This window comes from Ruegeria sp. CDSB013, from assembly GCF_059611165.1.
Genome location: NZ_JBXWPA010000010.1, coordinates 57,609 through 78,872, shown reverse-complemented (window position 1 = coordinate 78,872; position 21,264 = coordinate 57,609). Strand labels below are relative to the sequence as shown.

General features: G+C 57.7%; 25 protein-coding genes. 15 read left to right on the top strand and 10 right to left on the bottom strand.

The window, feature by feature from the left end:
- Positions 1–15: 15 nt before the first annotated feature.
- Positions 16–771 carry an SDR family NAD(P)-dependent oxidoreductase gene (locus tag AC2FJF_RS16720; RefSeq protein ID WP_496726391.1) on the bottom strand — a complete coding sequence of 252 codons (756 nt, stop codon included), beginning with the start codon at positions 769–771 and terminating at the stop codon, positions 16–18.
- A 99-nt stretch (positions 772–870) separates the two neighbouring features.
- Between AC2FJF_RS16720 and AC2FJF_RS16715 the strand changes: the two genes are divergently transcribed.
- The 5 genes from AC2FJF_RS16715 (at position 871) to AC2FJF_RS16695 (ending at position 4,420) form a co-directional block, all read left to right on the top strand.
- Positions 871–1,434: a TetR/AcrR family transcriptional regulator gene (locus AC2FJF_RS16715; RefSeq protein ID WP_496726390.1), complete on the top strand. Its 564-nt coding sequence runs from the start codon at positions 871–873 to the stop codon at positions 1,432–1,434.
- Between the two features lie 70 nt (positions 1,435–1,504).
- Entirely contained in the window at positions 1,505–2,227 is a 723-nt protein-coding gene (locus AC2FJF_RS16710) for a competence/damage-inducible protein A (RefSeq protein ID WP_496726389.1), read from the top strand.
- Entirely contained in the window at positions 2,224–2,943 is a 720-nt protein-coding gene (locus tag AC2FJF_RS16705; protein WP_496726388.1) for a GNAT family N-acetyltransferase, read from the top strand. Before AC2FJF_RS16710 ends, AC2FJF_RS16705 begins: the two co-directional genes overlap by 4 nt.
- 5 nt (positions 2,944–2,948) lie before the next feature.
- Positions 2,949–3,521 (top strand): peroxidase-related enzyme, encoded by a 573-nt coding sequence (locus tag AC2FJF_RS16700; protein ID WP_496726387.1) that lies wholly within the window; start codon positions 2,949–2,951, stop codon positions 3,519–3,521.
- The gene (locus AC2FJF_RS16695) at positions 3,518–4,420 is read left to right on the top strand and encodes an OmpA family protein (RefSeq protein ID WP_496726386.1); all 903 of its coding nucleotides are present in this window, start codon (positions 3,518–3,520) and stop codon (positions 4,418–4,420) included. Before AC2FJF_RS16700 ends, AC2FJF_RS16695 begins: the two co-directional genes overlap by 4 nt.
- Positions 4,421–4,504: 84 nt before the next feature.
- Here AC2FJF_RS16695 and AC2FJF_RS16690 read toward each other — a convergent pair whose 3' ends face one another.
- Positions 4,505–5,410: a LysR family transcriptional regulator gene (locus tag AC2FJF_RS16690; RefSeq protein ID WP_496726385.1), complete on the bottom strand. Its 906-nt coding sequence runs from the start codon at positions 5,408–5,410 to the stop codon at positions 4,505–4,507.
- Positions 5,411–5,638: 228 nt separating this feature from the next.
- On the opposite strand from AC2FJF_RS16690, the gene AC2FJF_RS16685 reads away from it, so the two are divergent.
- The gene (locus AC2FJF_RS16685; protein ID WP_496726384.1) at positions 5,639–6,079 is read left to right on the top strand and encodes a DUF4399 domain-containing protein; all 441 of its coding nucleotides are present in this window, start codon (positions 5,639–5,641) and stop codon (positions 6,077–6,079) included.
- Positions 6,080–6,105: 26 nt separating this feature from the next.
- On the opposite strand, the gene AC2FJF_RS16680 is transcribed toward AC2FJF_RS16685, so the two are convergent.
- The 3 genes from AC2FJF_RS16680 to AC2FJF_RS16670 all read right to left on the bottom strand — a co-directional run bounded on the left by AC2FJF_RS16680 (position 6,106) and on the right by AC2FJF_RS16670 (position 8,855).
- Positions 6,106–6,483, bottom strand: a complete 378-nt coding sequence (locus AC2FJF_RS16680; protein ID WP_496726383.1) for a hypothetical protein — start codon at positions 6,481–6,483, stop codon at positions 6,106–6,108.
- Positions 6,484–6,485: 2 nt separating this feature from the next.
- Positions 6,486–6,731 carry a hypothetical protein gene (locus AC2FJF_RS16675; RefSeq protein ID WP_496726382.1) on the bottom strand — a complete coding sequence of 82 codons (246 nt, stop codon included), beginning with the start codon at positions 6,729–6,731 and terminating at the stop codon, positions 6,486–6,488.
- Between the two features lie 96 nt (positions 6,732–6,827).
- The gene (locus tag AC2FJF_RS16670; protein WP_496726381.1) at positions 6,828–8,855 is read right to left on the bottom strand and encodes a 2,4-dienoyl-CoA reductase FMN-binding domain-containing protein; all 2,028 of its coding nucleotides are present in this window, start codon (positions 8,853–8,855) and stop codon (positions 6,828–6,830) included.
- Between the two features lie 138 nt (positions 8,856–8,993).
- On the opposite strand from AC2FJF_RS16670, the gene AC2FJF_RS16665 reads away from it, so the two are divergent.
- The 5 genes from AC2FJF_RS16665 (at position 8,994) to AC2FJF_RS16645 (ending at position 13,082) form a co-directional block, all read left to right on the top strand.
- Positions 8,994–9,479 (top strand): RNA pyrophosphohydrolase, encoded by a 486-nt coding sequence (locus AC2FJF_RS16665; RefSeq protein WP_496726380.1) that lies wholly within the window; start codon positions 8,994–8,996, stop codon positions 9,477–9,479.
- 6 nt (positions 9,480–9,485) lie between these two features.
- The gene (sigZ, locus tag AC2FJF_RS16660) at positions 9,486–10,025 is read left to right on the top strand and encodes an RNA polymerase sigma factor SigZ (protein WP_496726379.1); all 540 of its coding nucleotides are present in this window, start codon (positions 9,486–9,488) and stop codon (positions 10,023–10,025) included.
- Between the two features lie 64 nt (positions 10,026–10,089).
- Positions 10,090–10,800, top strand: coding sequence for a glutathione S-transferase family protein (locus AC2FJF_RS16655; protein ID WP_496726378.1), 711 nt, complete (start codon positions 10,090–10,092; stop codon positions 10,798–10,800).
- 72 nt (positions 10,801–10,872) lie between these two features.
- Positions 10,873–12,246, top strand: a complete 1,374-nt coding sequence (locus AC2FJF_RS16650; protein WP_496726377.1) for a radical SAM protein — start codon at positions 10,873–10,875, stop codon at positions 12,244–12,246.
- Positions 12,243–13,082 (top strand): DUF547 domain-containing protein, encoded by an 840-nt coding sequence (locus AC2FJF_RS16645; RefSeq protein WP_496726376.1) that lies wholly within the window; start codon positions 12,243–12,245, stop codon positions 13,080–13,082. Before AC2FJF_RS16650 ends, AC2FJF_RS16645 begins: the two co-directional genes overlap by 4 nt.
- Before the next feature lie 8 nt (positions 13,083–13,090).
- Here AC2FJF_RS16645 and AC2FJF_RS16640 read toward each other — a convergent pair whose 3' ends face one another.
- Together AC2FJF_RS16640 and nth are read right to left on the bottom strand one after the other, a co-directional pair.
- Positions 13,091–14,080 carry an adenosine kinase gene (locus AC2FJF_RS16640; RefSeq protein WP_496726375.1) on the bottom strand — a complete coding sequence of 330 codons (990 nt, stop codon included), beginning with the start codon at positions 14,078–14,080 and terminating at the stop codon, positions 13,091–13,093.
- On the bottom strand, positions 14,077–14,721 hold the full coding sequence (gene nth, locus AC2FJF_RS16635) for an endonuclease III (RefSeq protein WP_113790925.1): 645 nt from the start codon (positions 14,719–14,721) through the stop codon (positions 14,077–14,079). Before nth ends, AC2FJF_RS16640 begins: the two co-directional genes overlap by 4 nt.
- Positions 14,722–14,839: 118 nt before the next feature.
- Here nth and AC2FJF_RS16630 point away from each other — a divergent pair, with 118 nt between their 5' ends.
- The 3 genes from AC2FJF_RS16630 (at position 14,840) to AC2FJF_RS16620 (ending at position 17,249) form a co-directional block, all read left to right on the top strand.
- The gene (locus tag AC2FJF_RS16630) at positions 14,840–15,691 is read left to right on the top strand and encodes a methylated-DNA--[protein]-cysteine S-methyltransferase (RefSeq protein WP_496726374.1); all 852 of its coding nucleotides are present in this window, start codon (positions 14,840–14,842) and stop codon (positions 15,689–15,691) included.
- 51 nt (positions 15,692–15,742) lie between these two features.
- Positions 15,743–16,636, top strand: a complete 894-nt coding sequence (locus tag AC2FJF_RS16625; protein WP_496726373.1) for a cation diffusion facilitator family transporter — start codon at positions 15,743–15,745, stop codon at positions 16,634–16,636.
- Between the two features lie 178 nt (positions 16,637–16,814).
- Complete coding sequence (locus AC2FJF_RS16620) at positions 16,815–17,249, top strand: glyoxalase superfamily protein (RefSeq protein WP_496726372.1); 435 nt, start codon at positions 16,815–16,817, stop codon at positions 17,247–17,249.
- Positions 17,250–17,307: 58 nt separating this feature from the next.
- On the opposite strand, the gene AC2FJF_RS16615 is transcribed toward AC2FJF_RS16620, so the two are convergent.
- Positions 17,308–18,747, bottom strand: coding sequence for an aldehyde dehydrogenase family protein (locus tag AC2FJF_RS16615; RefSeq protein WP_496726371.1), 1,440 nt, complete (start codon positions 18,745–18,747; stop codon positions 17,308–17,310).
- 206 nt (positions 18,748–18,953) lie between these two features.
- On the opposite strand from AC2FJF_RS16615, the gene AC2FJF_RS16610 reads away from it, so the two are divergent.
- Entirely contained in the window at positions 18,954–19,604 is a 651-nt protein-coding gene (locus AC2FJF_RS16610) for a peroxiredoxin (protein WP_058274981.1), read from the top strand.
- A gap of 56 nt (positions 19,605–19,660) precedes the next feature.
- On the opposite strand, the gene AC2FJF_RS16605 is transcribed toward AC2FJF_RS16610, so the two are convergent.
- Together AC2FJF_RS16605 and AC2FJF_RS16600 are read right to left on the bottom strand one after the other, a co-directional pair.
- Entirely contained in the window at positions 19,661–20,383 is a 723-nt protein-coding gene (locus tag AC2FJF_RS16605) for a glycosyltransferase family 25 protein (RefSeq protein ID WP_496726370.1), read from the bottom strand.
- A gap of 70 nt (positions 20,384–20,453) precedes the next feature.
- A complete protein-coding gene (locus AC2FJF_RS16600) occupies positions 20,454–21,143 on the bottom strand; it encodes an outer membrane protein (RefSeq protein WP_496726369.1) in 690 nt (229 codons plus the stop codon).
- Between the last annotated feature and the right edge of the window lie 121 nt (positions 21,144–21,264).

Sequence of the window (21,264 nt, the reverse complement as noted above, 5' to 3'; positions counted from 1 at the left end):
CCCGCATGGGAAGTGTCAGACGAGGCCCGCCATTACGCCACCATCAACATCCCAGACTGCCCCAGTGACCCAACCCGCATCATCGGACAGAAGATGGGTGACGGTACGCGCCACATCCTCGGGCCGACCGACGCGGCCGATCGGGTGGAAAGCGTCGAAAGCATCAGTCAAGGTGGCCTCGATCTGTTCCGGGTCGATGAAGGCACCATAGATGGGGGTCACCACCACAGCTGGAGAAACCGCATTCACTCGGATGTTATGTTCTGCCAGCTCCATTGCCAGATGCTGCGTCAGGGAATGAAGTCCGGCTTTGGCCATCGAATAGGCCGAGGACGGTGTGGCGCGAACTGCCTGTTTTGCCCACATAGAGCCTATGTTAACGATATTGCCGCCTCCGTTGGCTTTCATGTTTTCGGCCACGGCCTGCGTGATGAAAAAGGTTGCACGGTTCAGATCCAAATAGCTGTCATAATCTTCGGCAGTGTGTTCCAGGAACGGTTTTGGCGCAAATGTACCGGCTGCATTCACCAACCCCTGAATGTGACGCGTGTCCGATTTGATCTGTTTGATCAACCTTTCGACGTCTGCCGGGTCACGCAGGTTCGCGCGGTATATGTCCGCTTTGTCGCCAAGTTCCGCTTTCGCCGCGTCCAACTTGCCAGCGGATGACCCGACAAGGGTCACGTGCCCGCCGCTTGCTATGATTTGGCGTGCTGTGGCCAGACCCATTCCGCTGGATCCGCCGACGATAAGTGTTGTTGTCTGTGTCATGATCAGATTCCCTATCTACTGATAGGTAGATATATTGAGTTTGAAATTTGAAATACAACCCCCTATCTAGTGGTAGGTAAATTTTAGATTGATGAGCAGATGCCCAAAACGGAAAAACCCCTGTCAGAAACTGCCAGCCGTATTTTGGATGTGGCCGAGCGTATGGCGCGGCAAGGCGGGTATTATGCCTTCAGTTTTCGCGACATCGCGTCTGAAATCGGCATCAAATCGGCCAGCATTCACTACCATTTTCCCACCAAGGAAGCTTTGGGTGAAGCGCTGGTGACCCGGTACACTGATCGGTTTCTGGGGGCGTTGGGACGGTTGGACGAAGCCACGCCATTGGAATCTCTTGAACAATATGTCGCGGCATATAGACAAGCATTGATCGAACAGGACCTGATGTGCCTTTGCGGTATGTTCGGTGCTGAAATCGCAAGGTTGCCAGACCCGGTCGCCGGACGGACTCGCGAATTTTTTGAGCGCAATCTCGTATGGCTGGAAACGGTTTTCCGGGCTGCTGGTGCCGCAAATCCCGAAGCCCGAGCAGGGGAAACGATTGCCCGTCTGGAAGGGGCAATGATCCTGGCGCGGTCGATGAATGATATGGACCTGTTCCAAAGCGTCACTGCGGATTTGCCTGCCCAAGCGCTGCGGGACTGACAAACGGGCCTTGCGAGGTTCAGCAGGAACGATATCTTGCGGCCTGTGCCATATCAGGAAAGGACAGGTCATGCCGAACCCAACCGCAGCAATGCTTGTGATCGGGGATGAAATCCTGTCGGGACGCACGCGGGATGCGAACATGCATTATCTAGCGCAGGAACTGACAAAGCAGGGCATTGACCTTAAAGAGGTCCGGATGGTCAGCGATGACGCCACTGCTATCGAACAAGCCGTTCGAGCGCTGTCTGAGCAGGTCGATCATGTGTTCACCAGCGGCGGAATAGGCCCGACGCATGACGACATCACGGCCGAATGTATTGCCCGAGCCTTTGGGGCGACGATCGACGTGCGGGATGATGCCCGCGCGTTGCTGGAACGGCACTATGAGAATTCAGGGCTGGAACTGAACGCCGCGCGCCTGCGTATGGCGCGTATTCCGGATGGGGCGACATTGATCGATAATCCCGTTTCGACCGCACCAGGGTTCACGCTTGGGAATGTGCATGTGATGGCGGGTATCCCCACAATCTTTCAGGCCATGGTCGCCAGCGTTCTGCCAAAGCTGACCGGTGGCGATCCCCTGTTGTCGCAAACGCTGCGGATCAATCGGGGTGAAGGTGATATCGCCTCAATCCTCTCGGCTTTGGCTGAGGATTACCCTGATCTCGCCATCGGCAGCTATCCGTTTCAGGTAAATGGTGTATTCGGCTCTAACGTGGTGGTTCGGGGCACGAACGGGTCACAGGTCGATGCGGCCACGACCCGGTTGGCAAAAGAGCTGGAGCTTTGAGCCCGAACTGGGCCGACGTTGTCGACGGCACATGGCCGGCGGCTCGGTCCGAAACAATTGGCCCAATTCGACTGCGACAAGGGTTGGGTGGCGGTTCGCGGGTGTCTGCGGCCAGCGCTGTGGCACTAGCAACCGGCGCTGACATCAAAGCTGCAGAAGAGGCGATGCGCGCGATGGGTCAGCGACCGATTTTCTGCCTGCGACCGGGCGACGAAGGGTTGGATCAGCAGCTTGCGGATCAGGGCTATGACATTCTTGATCCCGTCAACATCTACCAATGCCCGGTCGAGGACCTGACCGATACGCCCATCCCTCGGGTCACCGCCTTTACCATCTGGAGTCCGCTGGCGATCATGAACGAGATCTGGGCGCAGGGCGGGATCGGACCAGAACGGCTGGCCATCATGGACCGCGCCGAGGGGCCGAAAACGGGGATATTCCTACGTCATTCCGATCACCCGGCGGGGACCGGATTTGTCGCCATTCACGACGACGTCGCCATGGTTCATGCGCTGGAAATCTTACCGGCCTATCGCCGTCAGGGCTTGGGAAAGTGGGCCATGCGCGCGGCTGCAATCTGGGCGCAGAAGAACGGCGCAAAAACGCTAAGTGTGATCTGCACCAAAGCTAATAACGGGGCAAATGGTCTCTACCATGCGCTCGGGATGGAGATCACCGGCGAATACCATTACCGTCAGCTTGTCCAAGGAGAGTGACCAACGTGACCGATCAAACCCTGCCCACCGCACTGGACCTGCCGATGGTGGACCCGCTGCCGCCTGAGACGCAGAAGTACTTTGAAATATGTGTCGAAAAACTGGGCTTTGTGCCCAATGTTCTGAAAGCTTATGCGTTCGACATCGACAAGCTGAACGCGTTCACGGCGAACTACAACGATCTGATGCTGGGCGACAGCGGATTGTCAAAACTGGAACGCGAAATGATTGCGGTGGTCGTGTCCGCGATCAACAAGTGCTTTTACTGTTTGGTGGCCCACGGCGCGGCCGTCCGACAATTGTCGGGCAATCCGCAACTGGGCGAGATGCTGGTTATGAACTACCGCGTGGCCCCACTGGACAACCGCCAACGCGCCATGCTGGATTTTGCCGCCAAGATGACGACCGCCAGTACCGAGATCGAAGAACCTGATCGCCAACGTCTGCGCGATGTTGGTTTCAGCGATCGGGACATTTGGGACATTGCCAATGTGACCGGCTTTTTCAACATGTCTAACCGGGTGGCCAGCGCAACAGCGATGGCCCCGAACGACGAATACCATACGCAGGCCCGATGATACGAACCGCAGCCCTTTTTCTGATGATGATGGCCAGTCAGGGTCTTGCACAGAACCTGACGTTGCCCTCTGGCGCACGGCTGGTCAGCGAACGGACGAGTGAATTGGACAGCTATGAGCTGCCAATCGGTCCTTTTGCTGACGGTGCAGTGCCCGCAAGAGAGGTTGAAGGAAAGGTCGAGCGGTTAACCTGGCGGTTGCAATCGGGCTCTAGCACCACGCTGCAATTACTGGCCCCGCTAAGGGACCAGATCGCCGCGCAGGGGTACGAGATCCTGCTTGAGTGTCAGGCCAAAACGTGTGGCGGGTTCGATTTTCGATTTGGCACCGAAGTCGTGCCCACACCGGATATGTATGTGGCCATTCAGGACTATCGCTTTTTGTCCGCCATTCGGGGGGGCAATGTGGTCAGCCTGCTGGTCAGCCGCAATCCGCCTGACGGGTATGTGCAGATGATCCGGGTCACACCGGTGGGTGCAGAGGTTCCACCCCCGCTTGTGATTGACGAGCCGGTCACGTCGCCCAGCGACCTGTTGGCCGAATTGGAACAAAACGGTCACGCAATATTGGAAGATCTTCATTTCCGCACCGGAGAGATGACGTTGGGCGAGGGGCCCTTTGCGTCGCTGAAATTGGTTGCGGAGTTTCTGGACAAAAACCCAAACATCCGGCTGGCACTTGTGGGTCACACGGATGACACGGGCGCGCTGGATGCCAATATCTCGGTCAGTACCGGCCGGGCACAGGCCGTGCGCGACCGGTTGATCCAGGCACATGGGATCGCGGCAGACCGGGTCGAAGCGCGCGGGATCGGCTATCTGGCCCCGCTCACCTCGAATGCCACGCCGGAAGGCCGCGACCTGAATCGCCGGGTCGAGGCGGTCTTGCTGGTCAACTGACGCCAGCGGTGCCGATCAAATCTTGATCTGCAAAAAAAAGGCCCACGCAGTTGGCGCAGGCCGTACAGTTTCACCGAGGTTAATTTACCAGTCCATCGGGCCTTTTTCGTGAAAGGCATCGACGAGAAAATCTATGAATGCCCGAACCTTGGGCTGAGTAAAGCGTCCGGGCGGGTAAACGGCGTAGACGCCCTGAACCTCGTCCGGAAGCGACGGCATAGCGTCCAGTACAGCACCGGATTTCAGCGCATCTGCGTACAGATAGCTGGGCAAATATGCGATCCCCAGACCAGAGATGGCGGCGTTCAACAGGGATTGCCCATCGTTCACGCTCAGCCACCCTGCGGTGCGAACCTGTCTTTTTTCACCCGAAGGCGCGGTCAGCTTCCATACATTGCCAGAGGACTGGCTGGAGTAATGCAGTAGCTTGTGTTCATTCAGTTCGTCAATTTTCTGCGGCCGGCCGAATTTCTCGACATAGCTGGGTGCTGCGACCATCCGCTTGACGGTTTCAGTCAGTTTGCGTGCGCGCAGGGTGCTATCTTCCAGCTCACCGATCCGGACGGCTACATCGAACCCTTCAGAAATCAGCTCGACGTAGCGGTTGTTCAGCACCATGTTCACAGTGATATCAGGATAGGCCGCCAGAAAATCCGACAGAACCGGAGACAGGTGATTGACGCCGAAATCTGTTGCAACGCTGATCCGAAGCAGACCCGAGGGGGCGGATTGCATCGAAGTCACAAGCGCATCAGCTTCGCCCGCATCATTTAGAACGCGCCGTGCGCGATCGTAATATGCCAGGCCAATTTCCGTCGGCGACACGCGCCGGGTCGTGCGGTTCAGCAGCCGTGCGCCCAGACGGGCCTCAAGACTTGAAACATGCTTTGACACGGCCGATTTGGAGATGCCCATTTTCTTGGCCGCATCGGTAAAGCCACCCTGGTCCACCACATTGGCAAAGGCTTCCATTTCGGTCAGTCGGTCCATTCTCATTCCCCAGGTCTTAGTTCTTTTTTCCAACCTGACGTCCAATCTAGGCGGAAACAGGGCGGACATGGGATAATATCAGGGTTTCAATTCGGATCGTTTGCGATTGGGAAACGCGGAAACGATGGTTTCCTAGATTGCCACAAAGCCTGTAAGCCAAGGGTTTTGGGTGATTTCGGCCGGATATGCTAGGATGACAATGGCAAATTTGTGACCACGGAGGAGATCATGAAAGCCATTTATACCATCGCAGCCATATGTCTGTCCGCGACCTTCGCATGGGCTGGTGGCGAGACGCCGTCGAACCCGGACGCTCGGGTCTATTTTGTAAACCTGTCGGACGGCGACACGGTTTCATCGCCGGTGACCGTGGTCTTTGGGTTAAGCGGGATGGGCGTGGCCCCCGCTGGAACCGAGGCGGAAAACACCGGACATCACCATTTGCTGATCGACCGCCCGCCCATTGGTGAAGGCGAGGACGGTGTGGATGAGCTGGCTTATGGTTTGCCTGCGGACGACAACCATCTACATTTTGGTGGGGGGCAGACCGAGGTGACTACGGAATTGGCCCCAGGAGCGCACACGCTGCAATTGGTGCTGGGCGACGCCGGGCATGTGCCACATTCCCCGCCTATTGTGTCCCAGGTAATTACGATTACGGTCGAGTAACCGACGTGCCTTTACGGCTCAGGCAACTATGCCACGTCGGGCAATAGGAAAATGCGGCGCGCCAGCGCCGAATTCAGCCGTTCTTGTGGATACCATTGGCTGAGGGCTGTCTTGGCCATCAAATCGGGGTTTTCCGCAATGAATGCCTCGAAAGCGCTGGTTTGCGAACTGGCAAGACGCTCTGCGATCAGGCTCATGAACGCGTAGGTGATTGTCAGGTTGAACTTATCCGGGGCGCCGGCCTTAGCAGCAAGTGTTCGGATCCTTTTGGCGTAGATCGCTGCAGCATCTATGAAATCATACTTGCGCAGCAGATCGTATGCGACCTGTACATGTTCGGCATGTCCGAATGTCGTGTTGTCGATGGCGTGTGCTTCAAACGCGTTGGTGATATCGGCGCTCATTCTCAGTCCTCCTTAAAGCGGTGGCTGTCATTGGCTGTCCAGTCGAGGTCGTAGACACTTTTGAGCTGTTTGATCTTCTCCAGCGTTTCCTCGGAAAACGCTGGCTTGTTCTCAAAGCTATGCAGGGCAATCCCCTCGATCAGATCGCCAAGGGTCATGTCCAGCGACTCTGCCAGCCCCTTGAGGACTTTCAGCAGGCGTTTTTCGATACGAATTCCCGTCTGGGTGCGTTCTTTTTTCTGGCTCATTTCATACATATGTATATTGATACCAAGATAGTCAAGCGGCACAAAAAAAGCCGCCTCTTTCGAGACGGCTTCCTTCAGTTTAATTGAGGTGTTGCTTTAGAACGTTGCCGCCAGTCGCGTGCCTTGATTGATCGCCCGTTTGGCGTCCAGCTCTGCCGCCACATCTGCCCCGCCGATTACGTGGGGGGTGATACCCTGTTCGATCAACGCATCCGCCAGGCTGCGCTCGGACACCTGACCGGAACACAGAACGATTGTGTCTGCCGCAATCACGGTCGGATCAGCACGTTCCTCGCCAAAACTGACATGCAGGCCGTCTTCGTCAATGCGCTCGTAATTCACGCCGCCCACAAAGTTGACGTCCTTCATCTTCAACGTTGCGCGGTGAATCCAGCCGGTTGTTTTTCCCAGACCTTTCCCATGCGCCTGTTTCTTGCGCTGCAACAGAGTGACATCACGTGCAGGTGCCGCAGGTTGCGGACCCTCAGGTGCCAGGCCCGAGCGGTGTTCGGCAGGGTCCGTGACGCCCCATTCCTTCATCCATGCGGGCAAGTCGGTGGTAACGCTGTGGCCGTCTTCCAGCAGGAATTCAGACACATCAAACCCGATGCCGCCAGCACCGATCACGGCGACAGACTTACCCACGTCTGCCTTTTCGCGCAGCACGTCGATATAATTGATGACGTTGTCCCGATCCTGACCCGGGATTTGCGGATCGCGCGGAATGACACCAGTAGCGATAACCACCTCGTCAAAGCCGGTCAGGTCGTCAGCGCTGACTTCGCGGTTCAGCTCTACCTTCACACCCAGATCGGTCATCATGGTGCGGTACCAATCGACCAGTCCCCAGAACTCTTCTTTGCCCGGAACCTGCTTGGCCATGTTCAATTGGCCGCCAATCTCGGAGGCGCGATCGAACAGGGTTACGTCGTGTCCGCGCTGCGCTGCAGTCATCGCGGTGGATAATCCCGCGGGGCCGGCGCCGACAATGGCAATCGTCTTTGGCGCTTCAGCTGTGGTGATTTCCAATTCGGTTTCATGGCAGGCGCGTGGGTTCACAAGGCACGAGGTCAACTTGCCGCTAAAGGTGTGGTCCAGACACGCCTGGTTGCAGGCGATGCACGGCGCAATCTGTGCCGCGTTACCTGCAATTGCCTTGTTGACGAAATCCGCATCGGCGAGCATCGGACGGGCCAGAGACACCATGTCAGCGCAACCCATCGACAGGACCTCTTCGGCGACCTCGGGTGTGTTGATCCGGTTGGATGTGATGACCGGAATCGACACCTTACCCATCAGCTTTTTTGTCACCCAGGCAAAGGCCGCACGAGGAACGCTGGTGGCAATGGTCGGAATCCGGGCTTCGTGCCAGCCGATGCCGGTGTTGATGATCGTGGCACCGGCTTTCTCGATACGCTGGGCCAGTTCAACGACCTCTTCATGGGTCGAGCCATTGGGGATGAGGTCAATCATCGACAGGCGGTAGATGATAATGAAATCGGTGCCCACGGCCTCGCGCGTGCGGCGCACGACCTCGATCGGCAGACGCATGCGGTTCTCATATGATCCGCCCCAGCGGTCGGTGCGCTTGTTGGTGTGGGTCACCAGGAACTGGTTGAGGAAATACCCCTCGGAGCCCATGATCTCGACCCCATCGTAACCCGCTTTTTGGGCCAGAACAGCGGCGTTCACGATGTCGGCAATCTGTTTTTCAATACCCTCTTCATCCAGCTCATTCGGCGGGAAGGGCGAGATCGGAGACTTTACCGGGCTGGGGGCCACACATTTCGGACCGTATGCATAGCGCCCTGCGTGAAGGATCTGCATCGCGATCTTGCCGCCGGCCTCATGGACACGCTGGGTAACGATGGAGTGGTTCGCGACCTCTTTGTCATTAGTCATCATCGAAGCACCCGGCAGGACCGAGCCTTCAAAGTTCGGACCAATCCCACCTGTCACCATCAAAGCGACGCCTCCGCGCGCGCGGTCGGCATAGAACTCGGCCACGCGGTTCCAGTCGCCGGTTTCTTCAAGGCCCGTATGCATCGATCCCATCAGGACGCGGTTCTTCAAAGTGGTAAAGCCCAGATCCAGCGGGGCCAGCATGTTTGGGTACGCAGTCATGGCGAACTCTCCCTCCCGATTTGTCGACGCTAGATTGACCTTCGCGTCAACGTTGTCACGCGAAACCTAACGTCACACCCTTTGCTGGCGCCTTGGGGCTTGATACAGACGTCTCAAAGCACATTCACGAGGCTGCACATGACCCCCGAAGAGATCGCCAAACTGCCCTATCGCCCTTGCGTGGGGCTTATGCTGATGAATGCCGAGGGCAGGATTTTCGTCGGCCAGCGCAATGACCGCCACAAGGAGGCATGGCAAATGCCCCAGGGCGGCGTGGACAAGGGCGAAGACCCTCGGGACGCAGCCCTACGTGAGTTATGGGAGGAAACCGGCGTGACCTCGGACCTGGTCGAGATCGTGGCTGAGACGGACAGCTGGCTGCCTTATGATCTGCCCCACGATATCGTGCCCAAAATCTGGAAAGGCCGCTATCGCGGGCAAGAGCAGAAATGGTACCTTCTGCGATTTACCGGCCAGGACGACCAGATCGACATCCAGACCAAGCATCCGGAATTCACCCGATGGAAATGGCAGGAGCCAGGCAAGCTGATCGACGAGATCGTGCCGTTCAAACGTGAGGTTTACCAGCAGGTGGTTGCCGCCTTTGCGGATCACCTGTCATAAAACAGCATGCGCATTGAAGACATCTGGCCCAAGTACCGCGCGCGCCTGAAGGCGTTTCTGCATTCGCGTGTGTCCAACACCGCGGATGTGGAAGACCTGTTGCAAGAGATCTCGGTCAAGGTTTTCACTGGTCTGCCGAACTTGAAAGACTCGGCAAAACTGCAGCCCTGGTTGTTTCAAACGGCCGACCGCACAATCATCGACCATTACCGAAAATTCGGCCGTGCCGAGGCGCACCCGGATGATCTTTGGTATCACCGGGATGATCCGGAAACGCGTCAGGACCTGGAGGGCTGTGTAGAACCGTTCATTCGCGGTTTGCCGAGGGAAACCGCGGACATGCTGATGGCAATCGACATCAATGGCGTGTCCCAACAGGATTACGCACAGGCGCAAGGACTGGCGTATTCAACGCTCAAATCCCGGGTTCAAAAAGGCCGGGCAGAGCTGCGAAAAGCGTTCGAGGATTGCTGCAATATCTCGATGGATGTGCGGGGTAATATCTCGGACGTTCAGGAAAAACAGAAAACCTGCAAAAAATGTTGATCCGATCGTCGTCTTTTTGATGCGGGCTTCGTCTGACAGATGAAACCAGCAAAAGGAAAGACAAATGATCCGTATCATCAGTTTCAAAATCTGCCCCTTCGTTCAGTGCGTCACTGCGCTGTTGGAAGCCAAGCAGGTGCCCTATCAGATCGACTATATCAGCCTCAGCGACAAGCCGGACTGGTTTCTGGACCTGTCGCCGACAGGTCAGGTTCCGATTCTGGTGACCGAAGGCGGCACGGCACTGTTTGAGTCGGACGCGATTGCCGAATACCTCGACGAAGTGACCGCGCCGCTGCAGCCCGACCTGACACCGGAACAGCGCGCCCTGAGCCGCGCGTGGAGCTATCAGGCCAGCAAGCATTATCTGGTTCAGTGCAGCGCAATGCAAAGCGCGGATCAGGCAATCTTTGCGGATCGGACGACCAAGCTGAACGCCTCGTTCGCAAAGGCGGAAAAGCAGCTTGGGGACGGCCCGTTCTTTACGGGTGAGGCGCTGGGCAATGTCGATATGGCGTGGTTGCCGTTGCTCCATCGCGCTGCAATTGTGGCTGATCACAGCGGGCACGATATGTTGGCTGACTATCCCAAGGTGAAAGCATGGCAACAAGCTCTGCCGGCAACTGGTATCCCTGAGAAAACCGTGTCCGAGGATTTTGCCACCAAGTTTGCGGACTTCTATCTAGCAGAGCGGACGTGGTTGGGGCGGGGTGCGAACCTGAACGAAGCGCCTGCAACCGCTCAGGTGAAACAATCCGGCGGGTGCTGCGGCTAGTTCAATCACCATCCCGCACGTTGGCGTGAGGGGGCGTGGCCGCATCTGATCGACCTGTCTAGCTTGACGGGTATGAAGGACACGGCCCCAACTCTCTCTTCTGTAAAACCTGCCGGACGCAAGTTTACTGGCACCGACCGTCGCGCGCCTTTGCGCGGCGGTCTGCAAGGGTGCGGGGAATATGGCGCAGGGCAGACGGCAGGCCGGTTCTACCCCATCGCCTGCGTCGCGCTTGAGGTCACGCAACGCTGCAATCTGGATTGCACACTGTGTTACCTCTCGGACCGGGCCGAGATGACCTATGACCCACCGCTGTCGGTTCTGTTTGCGCGTCTTGCCACGATCCACAGCCATTATGGTCCCGGTGTCTCGGTCCAGCTGACGGGGGGTGATCCGACCCTGCGCAAGGTGGAAGACCTTGAGGCACTGTGCCGCGAAATTCGCCGTCTGGGCATGCGGTCGTGCCTGATGACCAACGGCATTCGCGCCAGCCGGGCGTTTCTGACGCGGCTTGCGGCGGCGGGGTTGGATGACGTGGCTTTTCACGTCGACATGACGCAGGAACGCAAGGGGTTCAACAGCGAGACTGAGCTGAACGTTGTACGTCGAGCCTATATCCGGCACACGCGTGGGCTGGGCCTGCGGTTGTTGTTCAACACAACCGTTTTCGGCGGCAACTTCGATGAATTGCCTGCGCTGGCGCGGTTCATGCGAGACTGCCCCGAGGTCTCCTTTGTCTCGTTCCAGATGCAGGCCGATACCGGGCGCGGAGTGCTGCGCGAACGGCCCGACGCGATCACGCAGGAAAGCGTGATGGCCGCGGTTGAGGCCGGATATGGAACGCCTCTGCATTTCGACACGGCCGCCGTGGGCCATGCAAAATGCAATCGCTATGCAAGTGTTGTCACCGCTGGCGGGCGCGCGGTTTCGCTTTTGTCCGCCAAGCGCCTGACGCACAAAGTGATCGCAGCGCTCAGCCGCGTCGATCAGTCGGCAGACGGCCATATCGACACCCGCGACAGCGTCTGGCGCATGGTGAGGCGCAACCCGCTGTTGGCGCTGCGGGCCGGGCTACATCTGTTGGGTTGCGTGCTGCGGTTGGGTCGAGGGTTGTTGCAGGGTCCCGTCCGTCGGCAGTCAGTGTTTATCCACAATTTTATGGCCGCCGATGCGCTCGAAGAAGACCGCTGTGCGTCTTGCGTCTTCATGGTCGCCACTGCGAACGGGCCGCTGTCCATGTGCGTTCACAACGCGCAGCGTGACATGCATCTGGCCGCGCCAGACCGGGTTGACGGGCCGTCTGGACCAAGCTGGTGGAATGCCGCCGTTCCCCGCCTGTCGGGTGGACCCGATCTGCCGGATCTGAGCGATCCCGGGCTGGCCCCGCTCAAACGGCTCAAGGGGCAGTTGCGGGCCACGCGCCGGAACCAAAAGGACGTATCATGAGAAAACCTCTAATCCTGCTGTTGCTTCCGGTTTTGACCGCATGCGCAAGTGTCGAGCGTTTGGCCTTGCCCGCCCCCGAGGCATTGCCGGGGCAGACCCTGACCAGATTTGCGTCCCCACCGGGCGAAAAGGTCGATCACCGCGATTGGACAGCTTTCCTGCACCGCTATGTAGTGACCGACGGGCAGGGCGTGAACCGGGTAACTTATGGGCAGGTGACACAGGCAGACAGGGCGCGCCTGGACGAATATCTGGTCGATCTGCAAGCCGTTGACCCTGCGCGACTGACACGTGATCAGCAACTGGCGTATTGGATCAACCTGTACAATGCGTTGACGGTGGATGTGGTTCTTGAAAACTATCCCGTTGCTTCGATCCGCGACATCAAGAACGGACGATTTTCGATTGGGCCGTGGAATCAACCTCTGACGCAGGTGGCCGGGCAGGAGTTGACCCTCAATGACATCGAACACCGCATTATCCGGCCCACATTTGGCGAACCGCGCATCCACTATGCGCTGAACTGTGCCGCTGTAGGTTGCCCCAATCTGATGGACCGCGCTTGGCAGGCCGAGACGTTAGAGCACGATTTTGCCGCCGCCGAGCACGCCTATATCAACGACCCGCGTGGCGTGCAGTTCGACCAACGCGGCGGATTGATCCTGTCAAAGATCTTTATCTGGTTCCGTGAGGATTTCGGACCAAACGAAAAATCCGTGCTGGCCTATATCGCGACAGCAGCGAAACCCGAGCTGCGCGCCCTTCTTCAGCAGACGCCGCGCGTCAAAGCGTATCAGTATGACTGGGCTTTAAACGACGCGGCGGCTGGGTCTTAGTCAGCGGATTACAGCAACCCTTCGGCGCGCAGCAGTTCCTGCATGTTCGCCTCGGGGCGCGGGCCGATATGGCTGATGACCTCGCGGGCGCAGATATTGCCAATCTTGGCGCAGGTTTCGTGATCGCGGCCTGTGGCCATGCCAAACAGGAAGCCGGCGGCAAACTGATCGCCCGCACCGGTTGCGTCCACGGGCACGACTTTCGCGACCGGTACGTCGACGCGTTGCCCGTCGCTTAGAACAGTCACGCCGTCGCCGGAGCGGGTGCATACAACAAGCGGGCAGATCGCGGCGGTTTTGGCCAGCGCCTCTTCCAGATCGTCGGTTTCGAACAGGGATTTGATCTCGGCCTCGTTGCCGATGACGAAATCAAGTTCGTTTTCGATCAGCAGCAAGAAATCAACACGGTGGCGTTCCACACAGAAGGGGTCGGAAATGGCGATACCCGCCTTGCCGCCACCTTTGTGGCACGCGCGCGCGGCCTCAAGAAACGCGGCCTTTCCCTTTTCCTTGTCGAACAGATAGCCCTCAAGGAACATGATCTGGCTGTTTCCGGCGACGGCATCTGACACGTCTTGCGACGACAGCTCTGAGGAAATCCCCAGATAGGTGTTCATCGACCGCTCACCGTCGGGCGAGACAAAGATCATCGAGCGCGACGTTGGCAGTTCGCCGCCCGGTACCGGAGGGTTCACGAAATCAACGCCGTCCTCGTTCATCGCATCTGCATAGAACCGGCCCAGGGCGTCGTCATGCACGCGTCCGATAAACGCTGAATCCAGCCCCAGCGCACCTGCGCCAGCGATCGTGTTGGCAACCGAACCACCCGGCGTCTGAACCCGGCCTTCCATCGAGGCATAGAGGACTTCGCCACGCTCCTGCTCGATCAGTTGCATGATGCCTTTTTCGATGCCCATCAGCTCCAGGAAACTGTCGTCGGCTTGGGAAATCACGTCCACAACAGCGTTTCCGATGCCGGTCAGTTGGTAGGTTTTCATAAGTTCTTGTCCTCAAATTCGCAGAGATCGCGGATGATGCAGGTGCCGCACATGGGTTTGCGCGCCTTGCAGTGATAGCGGCCATGCAGGATCAGCCAGTGATGCGCATGCAGCTGAAAGTCGGTTGGGATATTGTCTTCGATGGCGCGTTCGACGGCGTCCACATTCTTGCCGGGGCAAATGCCGGTGCGATTGCCTACACGGAAGATATGCGTGTCCACAGCCTGCGCCGGATACCGCCACCACATGTTCAACACCACATTGGCCGTCTTGCGGCCTACACCCGGCAGCGATTGCAGGGCTGCGCGGGAATTGGGAACCTCGCCGCCATAATCGTCGACCAGAATACGGCTGAGTTTAATGACGTTCTTCGCCTTTTGCCGAAACAGGCCAATGGTCTTGATGTGTTCAATCAGACCTTCTTCGCCCAGATCCAGCATCTTTTGCGGTGTGTCGGCGATCTTGAACAAGGCGCGTGTCGCCTTGTTCACACCGACATCGGTGGCCTGAGCAGACAGGGCCACGGCGACCACCAGAGTATAGACGTTGACATGCTCAAGCTCGCCCTTGGGTTCGGGGTCGGCTTCCTGAAAGCGCGTAAAGATCTCGCGGATCCGGTGATATCCGAGTTGTTTTGCCATCCGCGTCTTAATGCCGTTCGGGGCGCGTCGATACAAGTCCAAAGCCAATGCGCAAGTTCCGGGTCGCGAGGGCGTAACCTGCGCGCTATGGTCTGGTCAAGACAATGAGGTAATAGCCATGAACGTCCAGACACCAGAAAGCGGATACCACTACAACGTCATGCGCCGCGCGATCGACCTGATTGATCAGGGCGGTGAGGGCCTGAGCCTGGAAGAGCTAGCCCGTCAGATGGATATGAGCCCGGCGCATTTCCAGCGCCTGTTCTCGCGTTGGACCGGGGTATCGCCGAAACGCTACCAGCAATATCTGACGCTGGGCCATGCCAAGGCATTGTTGCGGGAACGGTTCACCACGTTGGAAACCGCGCATAACGTCGGCCTGTCCGGCAGTGGCCGTCTGCACGATTTGTTCCTGAAATGGGAATCTATGAGCCCCGGCGAATACGCGCGCAGGGGCATCGGGCTAACCATCTATTGGGGCTGGTTCGAATGCCCATTTGGCCCGGCACTGGTGATGGGAACCGACAAGGGCATTTGCGGCATGGCTTTTGGTGCTGAAACCGGTGAAGAGGCCGCGATGGAGGATATGATCTCGCGTTGGCCAAAAGCGGATTTCATTGAGGATCCGATGCGTCTGCGTCCCTGGGTGCTGAGTGCCTTTGGTGCGGCAAGCGACCGGTTGGAACCTACGCCGCTGTACCTTATTGGTTCGCCCCTGCAAATCAAGGTTTGGGAGGCGCTGATGCACATTCCGTCAGGCCAGGTCACTACCTATTCCGAAATCGCGCAGCGTGTGGGATCGCCACAAGCCGTCCGCGCCGTGGGTACTGCGGTTGGCCGCAACCCGGTCAGCTGGCTGATCCCGTGCCACCGGGCGCTACGCAAATCCGGTGGGCTGGGTGGCTATCACTGGGGCTTGCCGGTCAAACGCGCAATGCTGGCATTCGAGGCCGCTCAGGCCGACGCATAGTCACGTCAAAAACAAACTTTGCGCTGCTGCATCCTGTGATAGTGAGATTCTATGAAGCAGGACAGCAGGCAGATCACACAGACATTCGCGGCGTGGGCCATTCCGGTTTCAGTGGCGGTTTTGCTGCTGAAACTGCTGGCCTGGTGGGTGACGGGCTCGGTCGCCCTGCTCTCGGACGCCTTGGAATCAGTGGTGAATGTGGCGGCCGCTCTGCTTGCATTTTTTGCGGTGCGGATATCTGGCATGCCGCCAGACAAGAAACACCCGTTCGGGCATAAGAAAGCCGAGTACCTGTCGGCCGTGGCCGAAGGGACGCTGATTGTTCTGGCCGCACTGCTGATCATTCGTGAAGCTGTTTTCGCATTACCTGATCCGCATCTGGCCGGGGAACCGTTCCTGGGCATTGCCATAAATGTGGGCGCGACGTGCCTGAATGGTATCTGGGCGTTTCTGCTGTTGCGGGTTGGGCGACGAGAATCCTCACCGGCGTTGGAGGCGAGCGGAAAGCACATATTAACCGACATTATGACCTCGGTCGGTGTTGTTGTCGGGTTGCTGATTGCGATGGCGACAGGTTGGTTGATCCTTGATCCCATTATCGCGATTCTGGTGGCCGTTAACATTTTGTGGGAAGGTTGGAAGGTCATCCGTAGCTCGGTCGACGGGTTGATGGATGCTTCGCTGATCGACGGAGAATTGACGTCTGTCCGCGAAACAATCGAAGCCAATTTAGGCCCGGCGCTTGAGTATCATGATCTGCGCGGTCGCAGGTCAGCCAACATGATTTTCGTTGAGTTTCACCTTGTCGTCGACGGTGCCATGTCGGTCGCGGCCGCGCATGACATCTGCGACGATATCGAGGCGGCCCTGAACAGGAAGTTTCCGGGGTCAGTCTTTGTCATCCATCTGGAACCGGACAGCGAGTTGAAAAGTGCCAGCGCCTGATTGACAGATACACTTGCCGGTGCCAAAGGTTTCCTTCAGGTTTGGGTCCCCTGCCGTTCGCTGCCATTTGGCATTGGTGAAACCCGGTTGATGAACATCTGTTGCCCTTTTCTGGCGCGCGGATGGTAATGCGAACTCCGTCCTGACTTGGCGCCCGTTTAAGGAAACGAGGCAAGAAATGACACGTTCAAACAGTATTGCTCCACTTGAGGAGCTAAAAGCGCAGGCAAAACGACTGCGCGACAGGCTGCGCGGAGCGGGGGTCACGCTCTCGCATTGTGAATCGCTGGAATTGCTGGCGCATCAACATGGGGTGCGCGATTGGAATACGTTGCACGCAATGGCCGGAAATCGCATGCATTTGCGTGTTGGTGATCGGGTTGAAGGGTTCTATCTGGGGCAGCCGTTCAGGGCGGAAATCCGTGGTATGACCCTGTTGGGTGACGGGTCGCATCGGCGCGTTACCTTACACTTTGACACCCCCGTGGATGTCGTTCAATTCGACAGCTTCTCGGCCTATCGTCAGCGCGTAACCGGTGAGATTGGCTGGGATGGCCGATCCACACGGCATACCTCGGACGGCCAACCGCAACTGATCGTGCGACCCACGTAAAGAAAAGGGCGCGGCGGGTAACCACCGCCGCGCCCTTTTGTTAAGTTCTGGTCTGGCGTCACTCTGCCGCCCAGCCACCGACGGCTTTGACCTCAAGGAAGTCTTCCAACCCCCACAAGCCGCCTTCGCGCCCGTTGCCGGACTGTTTCATGCCGCCAAACGGTGATCCTGCACTGCGCGACTGGCCATTCATTTCGACCATGCCGGACCGCAGTACCCGCGCCATTCGATTTGCTCGCGCGCCGTCTTGTGTCTGAACGTAATTGGTCAGGCCGTATGGCGTGTCGTTGGCAATCTCGACCGCCTCTTCTTCGGTGTCGAAGGGGATCATGGTCAGGACGGGGCCAAAGATCTCTTCGCGCGCGATGTTCATCTGGTTATTGGCGTCGGCAAAGACGGTTGGACGTACATAATAGCCCTTGTTCAGCCCCTCGGGCCGACCGGTGCCGCCTGCTACCAGCCGGGCGCCTTCATCGATGCCCTTCTGGATCAGGTCCTGGATTTTGTTCCACTGCACCTCGTTCACGACGGGGCCGATATGGCGGCCTTCTTCCTGCGCGCTGCCCACGGAAACCATGCTGGCCACTTCAGCCGCCGTTTCCACGGCCTGATCGTAGATCGGGCGCTGCACCAGCATGCGGCTGGGCGCATTACAGCTTTGGCCGGTGTTGTTCATCATGTGCAGAACACCACGTTTGACGGCCTTTTCATCGGCATCGGCAAAGACCACGTTTGCACCCTTGCCGCCCAGCTCCAGATGTACCTTCTTCAAGGTGTCTGCAGCACTTTTTGAGATCGCTGTGCCTGCGCGGGTCGAGCCGGTAAAGCTGACCATATCCACATCCGGATGCGCCGAAAGCTGGGAACCGACGCCCACGCCATCGCCGTTGACCAGATTGAATACACCGGCGGGGAAGCCGGCCTCATCCATCATCTCGGCAAAAATCATTGCGTTCAGCGGGCTTTGTTCGGAGGGTTTCAGAACCATGGTGCAGCCTGCAATCGCCGCCGCGCCAACCTTGAGAGTGACTTGGTTCATCGGCCAGTTCCATGGCGTGATCAGGGCGGCAACACCGACGGCCTCATAGATGATCCTGTCATTGGGCGCGTGATCGCCCAGCGGGCGGTCGAATTGGAACGCTTTGGCTGCGCGCACAAAGTTAGCAAGGTGATACATGCCCGCACCGGATTGCTGGGTGCGTGCCATGTCGATCGGCGCGCCCATCTCAAGCGACATCGCCTGTGCCAAATCCTCGGACCGGGATTGGTAAATCTCGATCAGTTTCTCGACCAGCGCGATGCGATCTTCGACCGGTGTGGCCATCCAGCCGGGCAGGGCGGCCTTTGCGGCAGCAACTGCGGCGTCGGTATCAGCTTGCGCGCCCAGTGAGATCACCGTGCAGGGTTCCTCGGTCGAGGGGTTGATCACCTCGAAATCATTCGCTGCAGATGGGGCGACCCATGTTCCGTCAATGTAGAAATTGCGTTTCTCGATCATCACGTATCCTCCTGATCCCGTGGCCCGGATGGCGGGAATTTGCGCCACTCTGGCACCGGCATATTGGTGTGGCAAGGCGCAATTTGATCAAATTAATTTCCTCAAAAATGAATACCCTTTCAAGCAGCTAATGGTTTAACAATGGCGCAGAGTTATTAGGTTTCCAGCAACCGACTCGGTTTGTTTCACAAAAAAGGAGATGCCCCATGGGTTTGCGCATCAATGACACCGTTCCGAATTTCACTGCAGAGACGGATCAGGGCACTGTTCAGTTCCATGACTGGATCGGTGACAGCTGGGCGATCCTGTTCTCACACCCCAAGGATTTCACGCCGGTCTGTACCACTGAGTTTTCGGCCGTTGCACAGCTGAACGACGAATGGGCAGCCCGCAATACCAAGGTGATGGGCGTCTCAGTCGATGGTGTCGAGGACCACAAGAAGTGGAAGAAGGACATCGAGGCGTATGGCAACGCCAACCCCGGCTTTCCGATCATCGCCGACGACGGCCTGGCCGTGTCCAAGGCATTCGACATGCTGCCAGCCGAGGCGTACCTGCCCGATGGCCGCACCCCTGCCGACAGTGCAACCGTGCGTTCGGTCTTTATTATCGGCCCTGACAAACAGTTGAAACTGTCGATGACCTACCCGATGACCGTGGGCCGAAATTTTGCCGAAATCCTGCGCGCGCTGGATGGTCTGCAGATGAGTGCCAAGGGCGTGGCCACCCCCGCGAACTGGGTGCCGGGCGAAGACGTGATCATCCCGCCGGCCGTGTCGAATGATGAGGCAAAAGAAAAGTTCGGTGAGTTTGAAACCATCTTTCCGTATCTGCGTAAAACCAAAGCGCCCAGCTAAAGTAGCTCGGGCAGGGCGATAAGTTCTGCCCGATTCCAATCCGCCTTCAAGGGTGACTAAGCTGCGTATCGTTGAGGGTGCTGATACAGTTTCCGACGGTAGGCAGCGCGTTTGAACTCACGCGTTAGCTTGTCGGCCAGCGGCGGGCTTGCCTGTATGGTCGAACCGCCGATTTCTTGTGCGACTTCCTGATTGCCGCTTCCTTGCAAGGAAAGGATCGGCTGCCCAGTCACCCAGTGCATTTGCAGGAACGTGTCGACCGGTCGGTCAATCTGGTCGGTTACGGCAAGCAACCGCTCAGCCGCACGGCGCCCGACCACCTGGCAGACGCATTGCAAGCCAATGACTTTTGGCAGGATCAGGCGCAATCCATTTTGCTTTATAAGCGTTCGTGCCGCATCCTCGCGTTGTTTCACGGGAATTCGGATATAGTGATCCGGGGTTGCAAGCGGATCCAGCATCTCTAACGCATAGGCCATACGACACGGATCTATGCGCAAATCATCCTCGGTAATGATAGCGCGGTCGATCTTTTCATCAACGAGCTTGCGCCAGATTCGCCGATGGCTCGCGAAAATTCCGATCTCCGCAGGGCGTAGCGGAAAAGGGTATCTGGGGCGATACAAATCGCCCGGAAACAATTGTACATCCGCGATTTGAGCGGGGTCCTTCCCATTGACGGCCTCGAACAGTTCCGCATCGGGCAGACTGGCACACAGCCTTTCGGCATTGGGTCGCCGCGCTGTGCTTGCTGTCATATGGATGACAAAAGTCCTCATGCCACAGTGCATAGAACACGATAACGAAAGGGGGAAGAGAAACCCGAAAGAAACACTTCCCCGTGATCCATCAGAAACCGTAACGCAGTCCGACATTGACGCTGAAGGCGTCGATATCATCCTCGACCGTACCCGTAGACGCACCGTTTGGTGCCAAACGTGCCGAGGATACGTCGAATGCGCGGGCATATCGGGTGTCCAGGGTCAGAGATGTATTTGGGCTGATCTCATAGGCTACACCGGCAATAATTTGCGCAGCAAAGGTGGTGTCGGTGTCGTTAAGTTCAACGCCCGGCCCGTAGACAAAGTCCAGATCAGAATAGGTGGCACCCAGACCCAGACCGACATAGGGCGTGAAGGCCCCTGCCTGTTTGAAATCGACCAGCACATTGGCGAACAGCGATGTCTGCGACACGTCACCCGAAATGTTGCCTTCTGCGCCGGGTCCGTTGCCTGAAAAATTGACGCCATCCACGTCGTTGTCGCGGTAGGACAGCTCCAGCTCGATCCGGGCGCCAAACTGATCGTTCGACCACTGCGGGATCTCTTTGCCGACCGCGATGCCCAGCCCATAGCCGCCATCGAAATCGGTATCCACCGACTGCGACGATCCATTGATTGTGCCGCTAAAGTCGCTGTCCTGCAGCTGGCTGTACCCGGCAAAGCCCTGAAGATAGAGATCATCCGACAGGCTCTGCGCGGCCAGCGCGGACGCGCTGATCGTCAAAGCTGTCGAGGCGAGAAGAAGACGCGTAACCATGACCATGTCCTTTGTTCCACATTTGTTATGGCGCACATGTGGGCAGTAGAGGCAGGAATGAAAGGCAACAGCCCTTCACTTCAATTCACAGGATATTGGGCAGATGTGAGTGAATAAGATC

Excerpts from the sequence above, each read along its gene's own strand:
- AC2FJF_RS16720 (WP_496726391.1), bottom strand. The coding sequence starts at position 771 with ATGACACAGACAACAACACTTATCGTCGGCGGATCCAGCGGAATGGGT.
- AC2FJF_RS16715 (WP_496726390.1), top strand. The coding sequence starts at position 871 with ATGCCCAAAACGGAAAAACCCCTGTCAGAAACTGCCAGCCGTATTTTG.
- AC2FJF_RS16710 (WP_496726389.1), top strand. The coding sequence starts at position 1,505 with ATGCCGAACCCAACCGCAGCAATGCTTGTGATCGGGGATGAAATCCTG.
- AC2FJF_RS16695 (WP_496726386.1), top strand. The coding sequence starts at position 3,518 with ATGATACGAACCGCAGCCCTTTTTCTGATGATGATGGCCAGTCAGGGT.
- AC2FJF_RS16690 (WP_496726385.1), bottom strand. The coding sequence starts at position 5,410 with ATGGACCGACTGACCGAAATGGAAGCCTTTGCCAATGTGGTGGACCAG.
- AC2FJF_RS16685 (WP_496726384.1), top strand. The coding sequence starts at position 5,639 with ATGAAAGCCATTTATACCATCGCAGCCATATGTCTGTCCGCGACCTTC.
- AC2FJF_RS16680 (WP_496726383.1), bottom strand. The coding sequence starts at position 6,483 with ATGAGCGCCGATATCACCAACGCGTTTGAAGCACACGCCATCGACAAC.
- AC2FJF_RS16675 (WP_496726382.1), bottom strand. The coding sequence starts at position 6,731 with ATGAGCCAGAAAAAAGAACGCACCCAGACGGGAATTCGTATCGAAAAA.
- AC2FJF_RS16670 (WP_496726381.1), bottom strand. The coding sequence starts at position 8,855 with ATGACTGCGTACCCAAACATGCTGGCCCCGCTGGATCTGGGCTTTACC.
- AC2FJF_RS16665 (WP_496726380.1), top strand. The coding sequence starts at position 8,994 with ATGACCCCCGAAGAGATCGCCAAACTGCCCTATCGCCCTTGCGTGGGG.
- sigZ (WP_496726379.1), top strand. The coding sequence starts at position 9,486 with ATGCGCATTGAAGACATCTGGCCCAAGTACCGCGCGCGCCTGAAGGCG.
- AC2FJF_RS16655 (WP_496726378.1), top strand. The coding sequence starts at position 10,090 with ATGATCCGTATCATCAGTTTCAAAATCTGCCCCTTCGTTCAGTGCGTC.
- AC2FJF_RS16650 (WP_496726377.1), top strand. The coding sequence starts at position 10,873 with ATGAAGGACACGGCCCCAACTCTCTCTTCTGTAAAACCTGCCGGACGC.
- AC2FJF_RS16645 (WP_496726376.1), top strand. The coding sequence starts at position 12,243 with ATGAGAAAACCTCTAATCCTGCTGTTGCTTCCGGTTTTGACCGCATGC.
- AC2FJF_RS16640 (WP_496726375.1), bottom strand. The coding sequence starts at position 14,080 with ATGAAAACCTACCAACTGACCGGCATCGGAAACGCTGTTGTGGACGTG.
- nth (WP_113790925.1), bottom strand. The coding sequence starts at position 14,721 with ATGGCAAAACAACTCGGATATCACCGGATCCGCGAGATCTTTACGCGC.
- AC2FJF_RS16630 (WP_496726374.1), top strand. The coding sequence starts at position 14,840 with ATGAACGTCCAGACACCAGAAAGCGGATACCACTACAACGTCATGCGC.
- AC2FJF_RS16625 (WP_496726373.1), top strand. The coding sequence starts at position 15,743 with ATGAAGCAGGACAGCAGGCAGATCACACAGACATTCGCGGCGTGGGCC.
- AC2FJF_RS16620 (WP_496726372.1), top strand. The coding sequence starts at position 16,815 with ATGACACGTTCAAACAGTATTGCTCCACTTGAGGAGCTAAAAGCGCAG.
- AC2FJF_RS16615 (WP_496726371.1), bottom strand. The coding sequence starts at position 18,747 with ATGATCGAGAAACGCAATTTCTACATTGACGGAACATGGGTCGCCCCA.
- AC2FJF_RS16610 (WP_058274981.1), top strand. The coding sequence starts at position 18,954 with ATGGGTTTGCGCATCAATGACACCGTTCCGAATTTCACTGCAGAGACG.
- AC2FJF_RS16605 (WP_496726370.1), bottom strand. The coding sequence starts at position 20,383 with ATGAGGACTTTTGTCATCCATATGACAGCAAGCACAGCGCGGCGACCC.
- AC2FJF_RS16600 (WP_496726369.1), bottom strand. The coding sequence starts at position 21,143 with ATGGTTACGCGTCTTCTTCTCGCCTCGACAGCTTTGACGATCAGCGCG.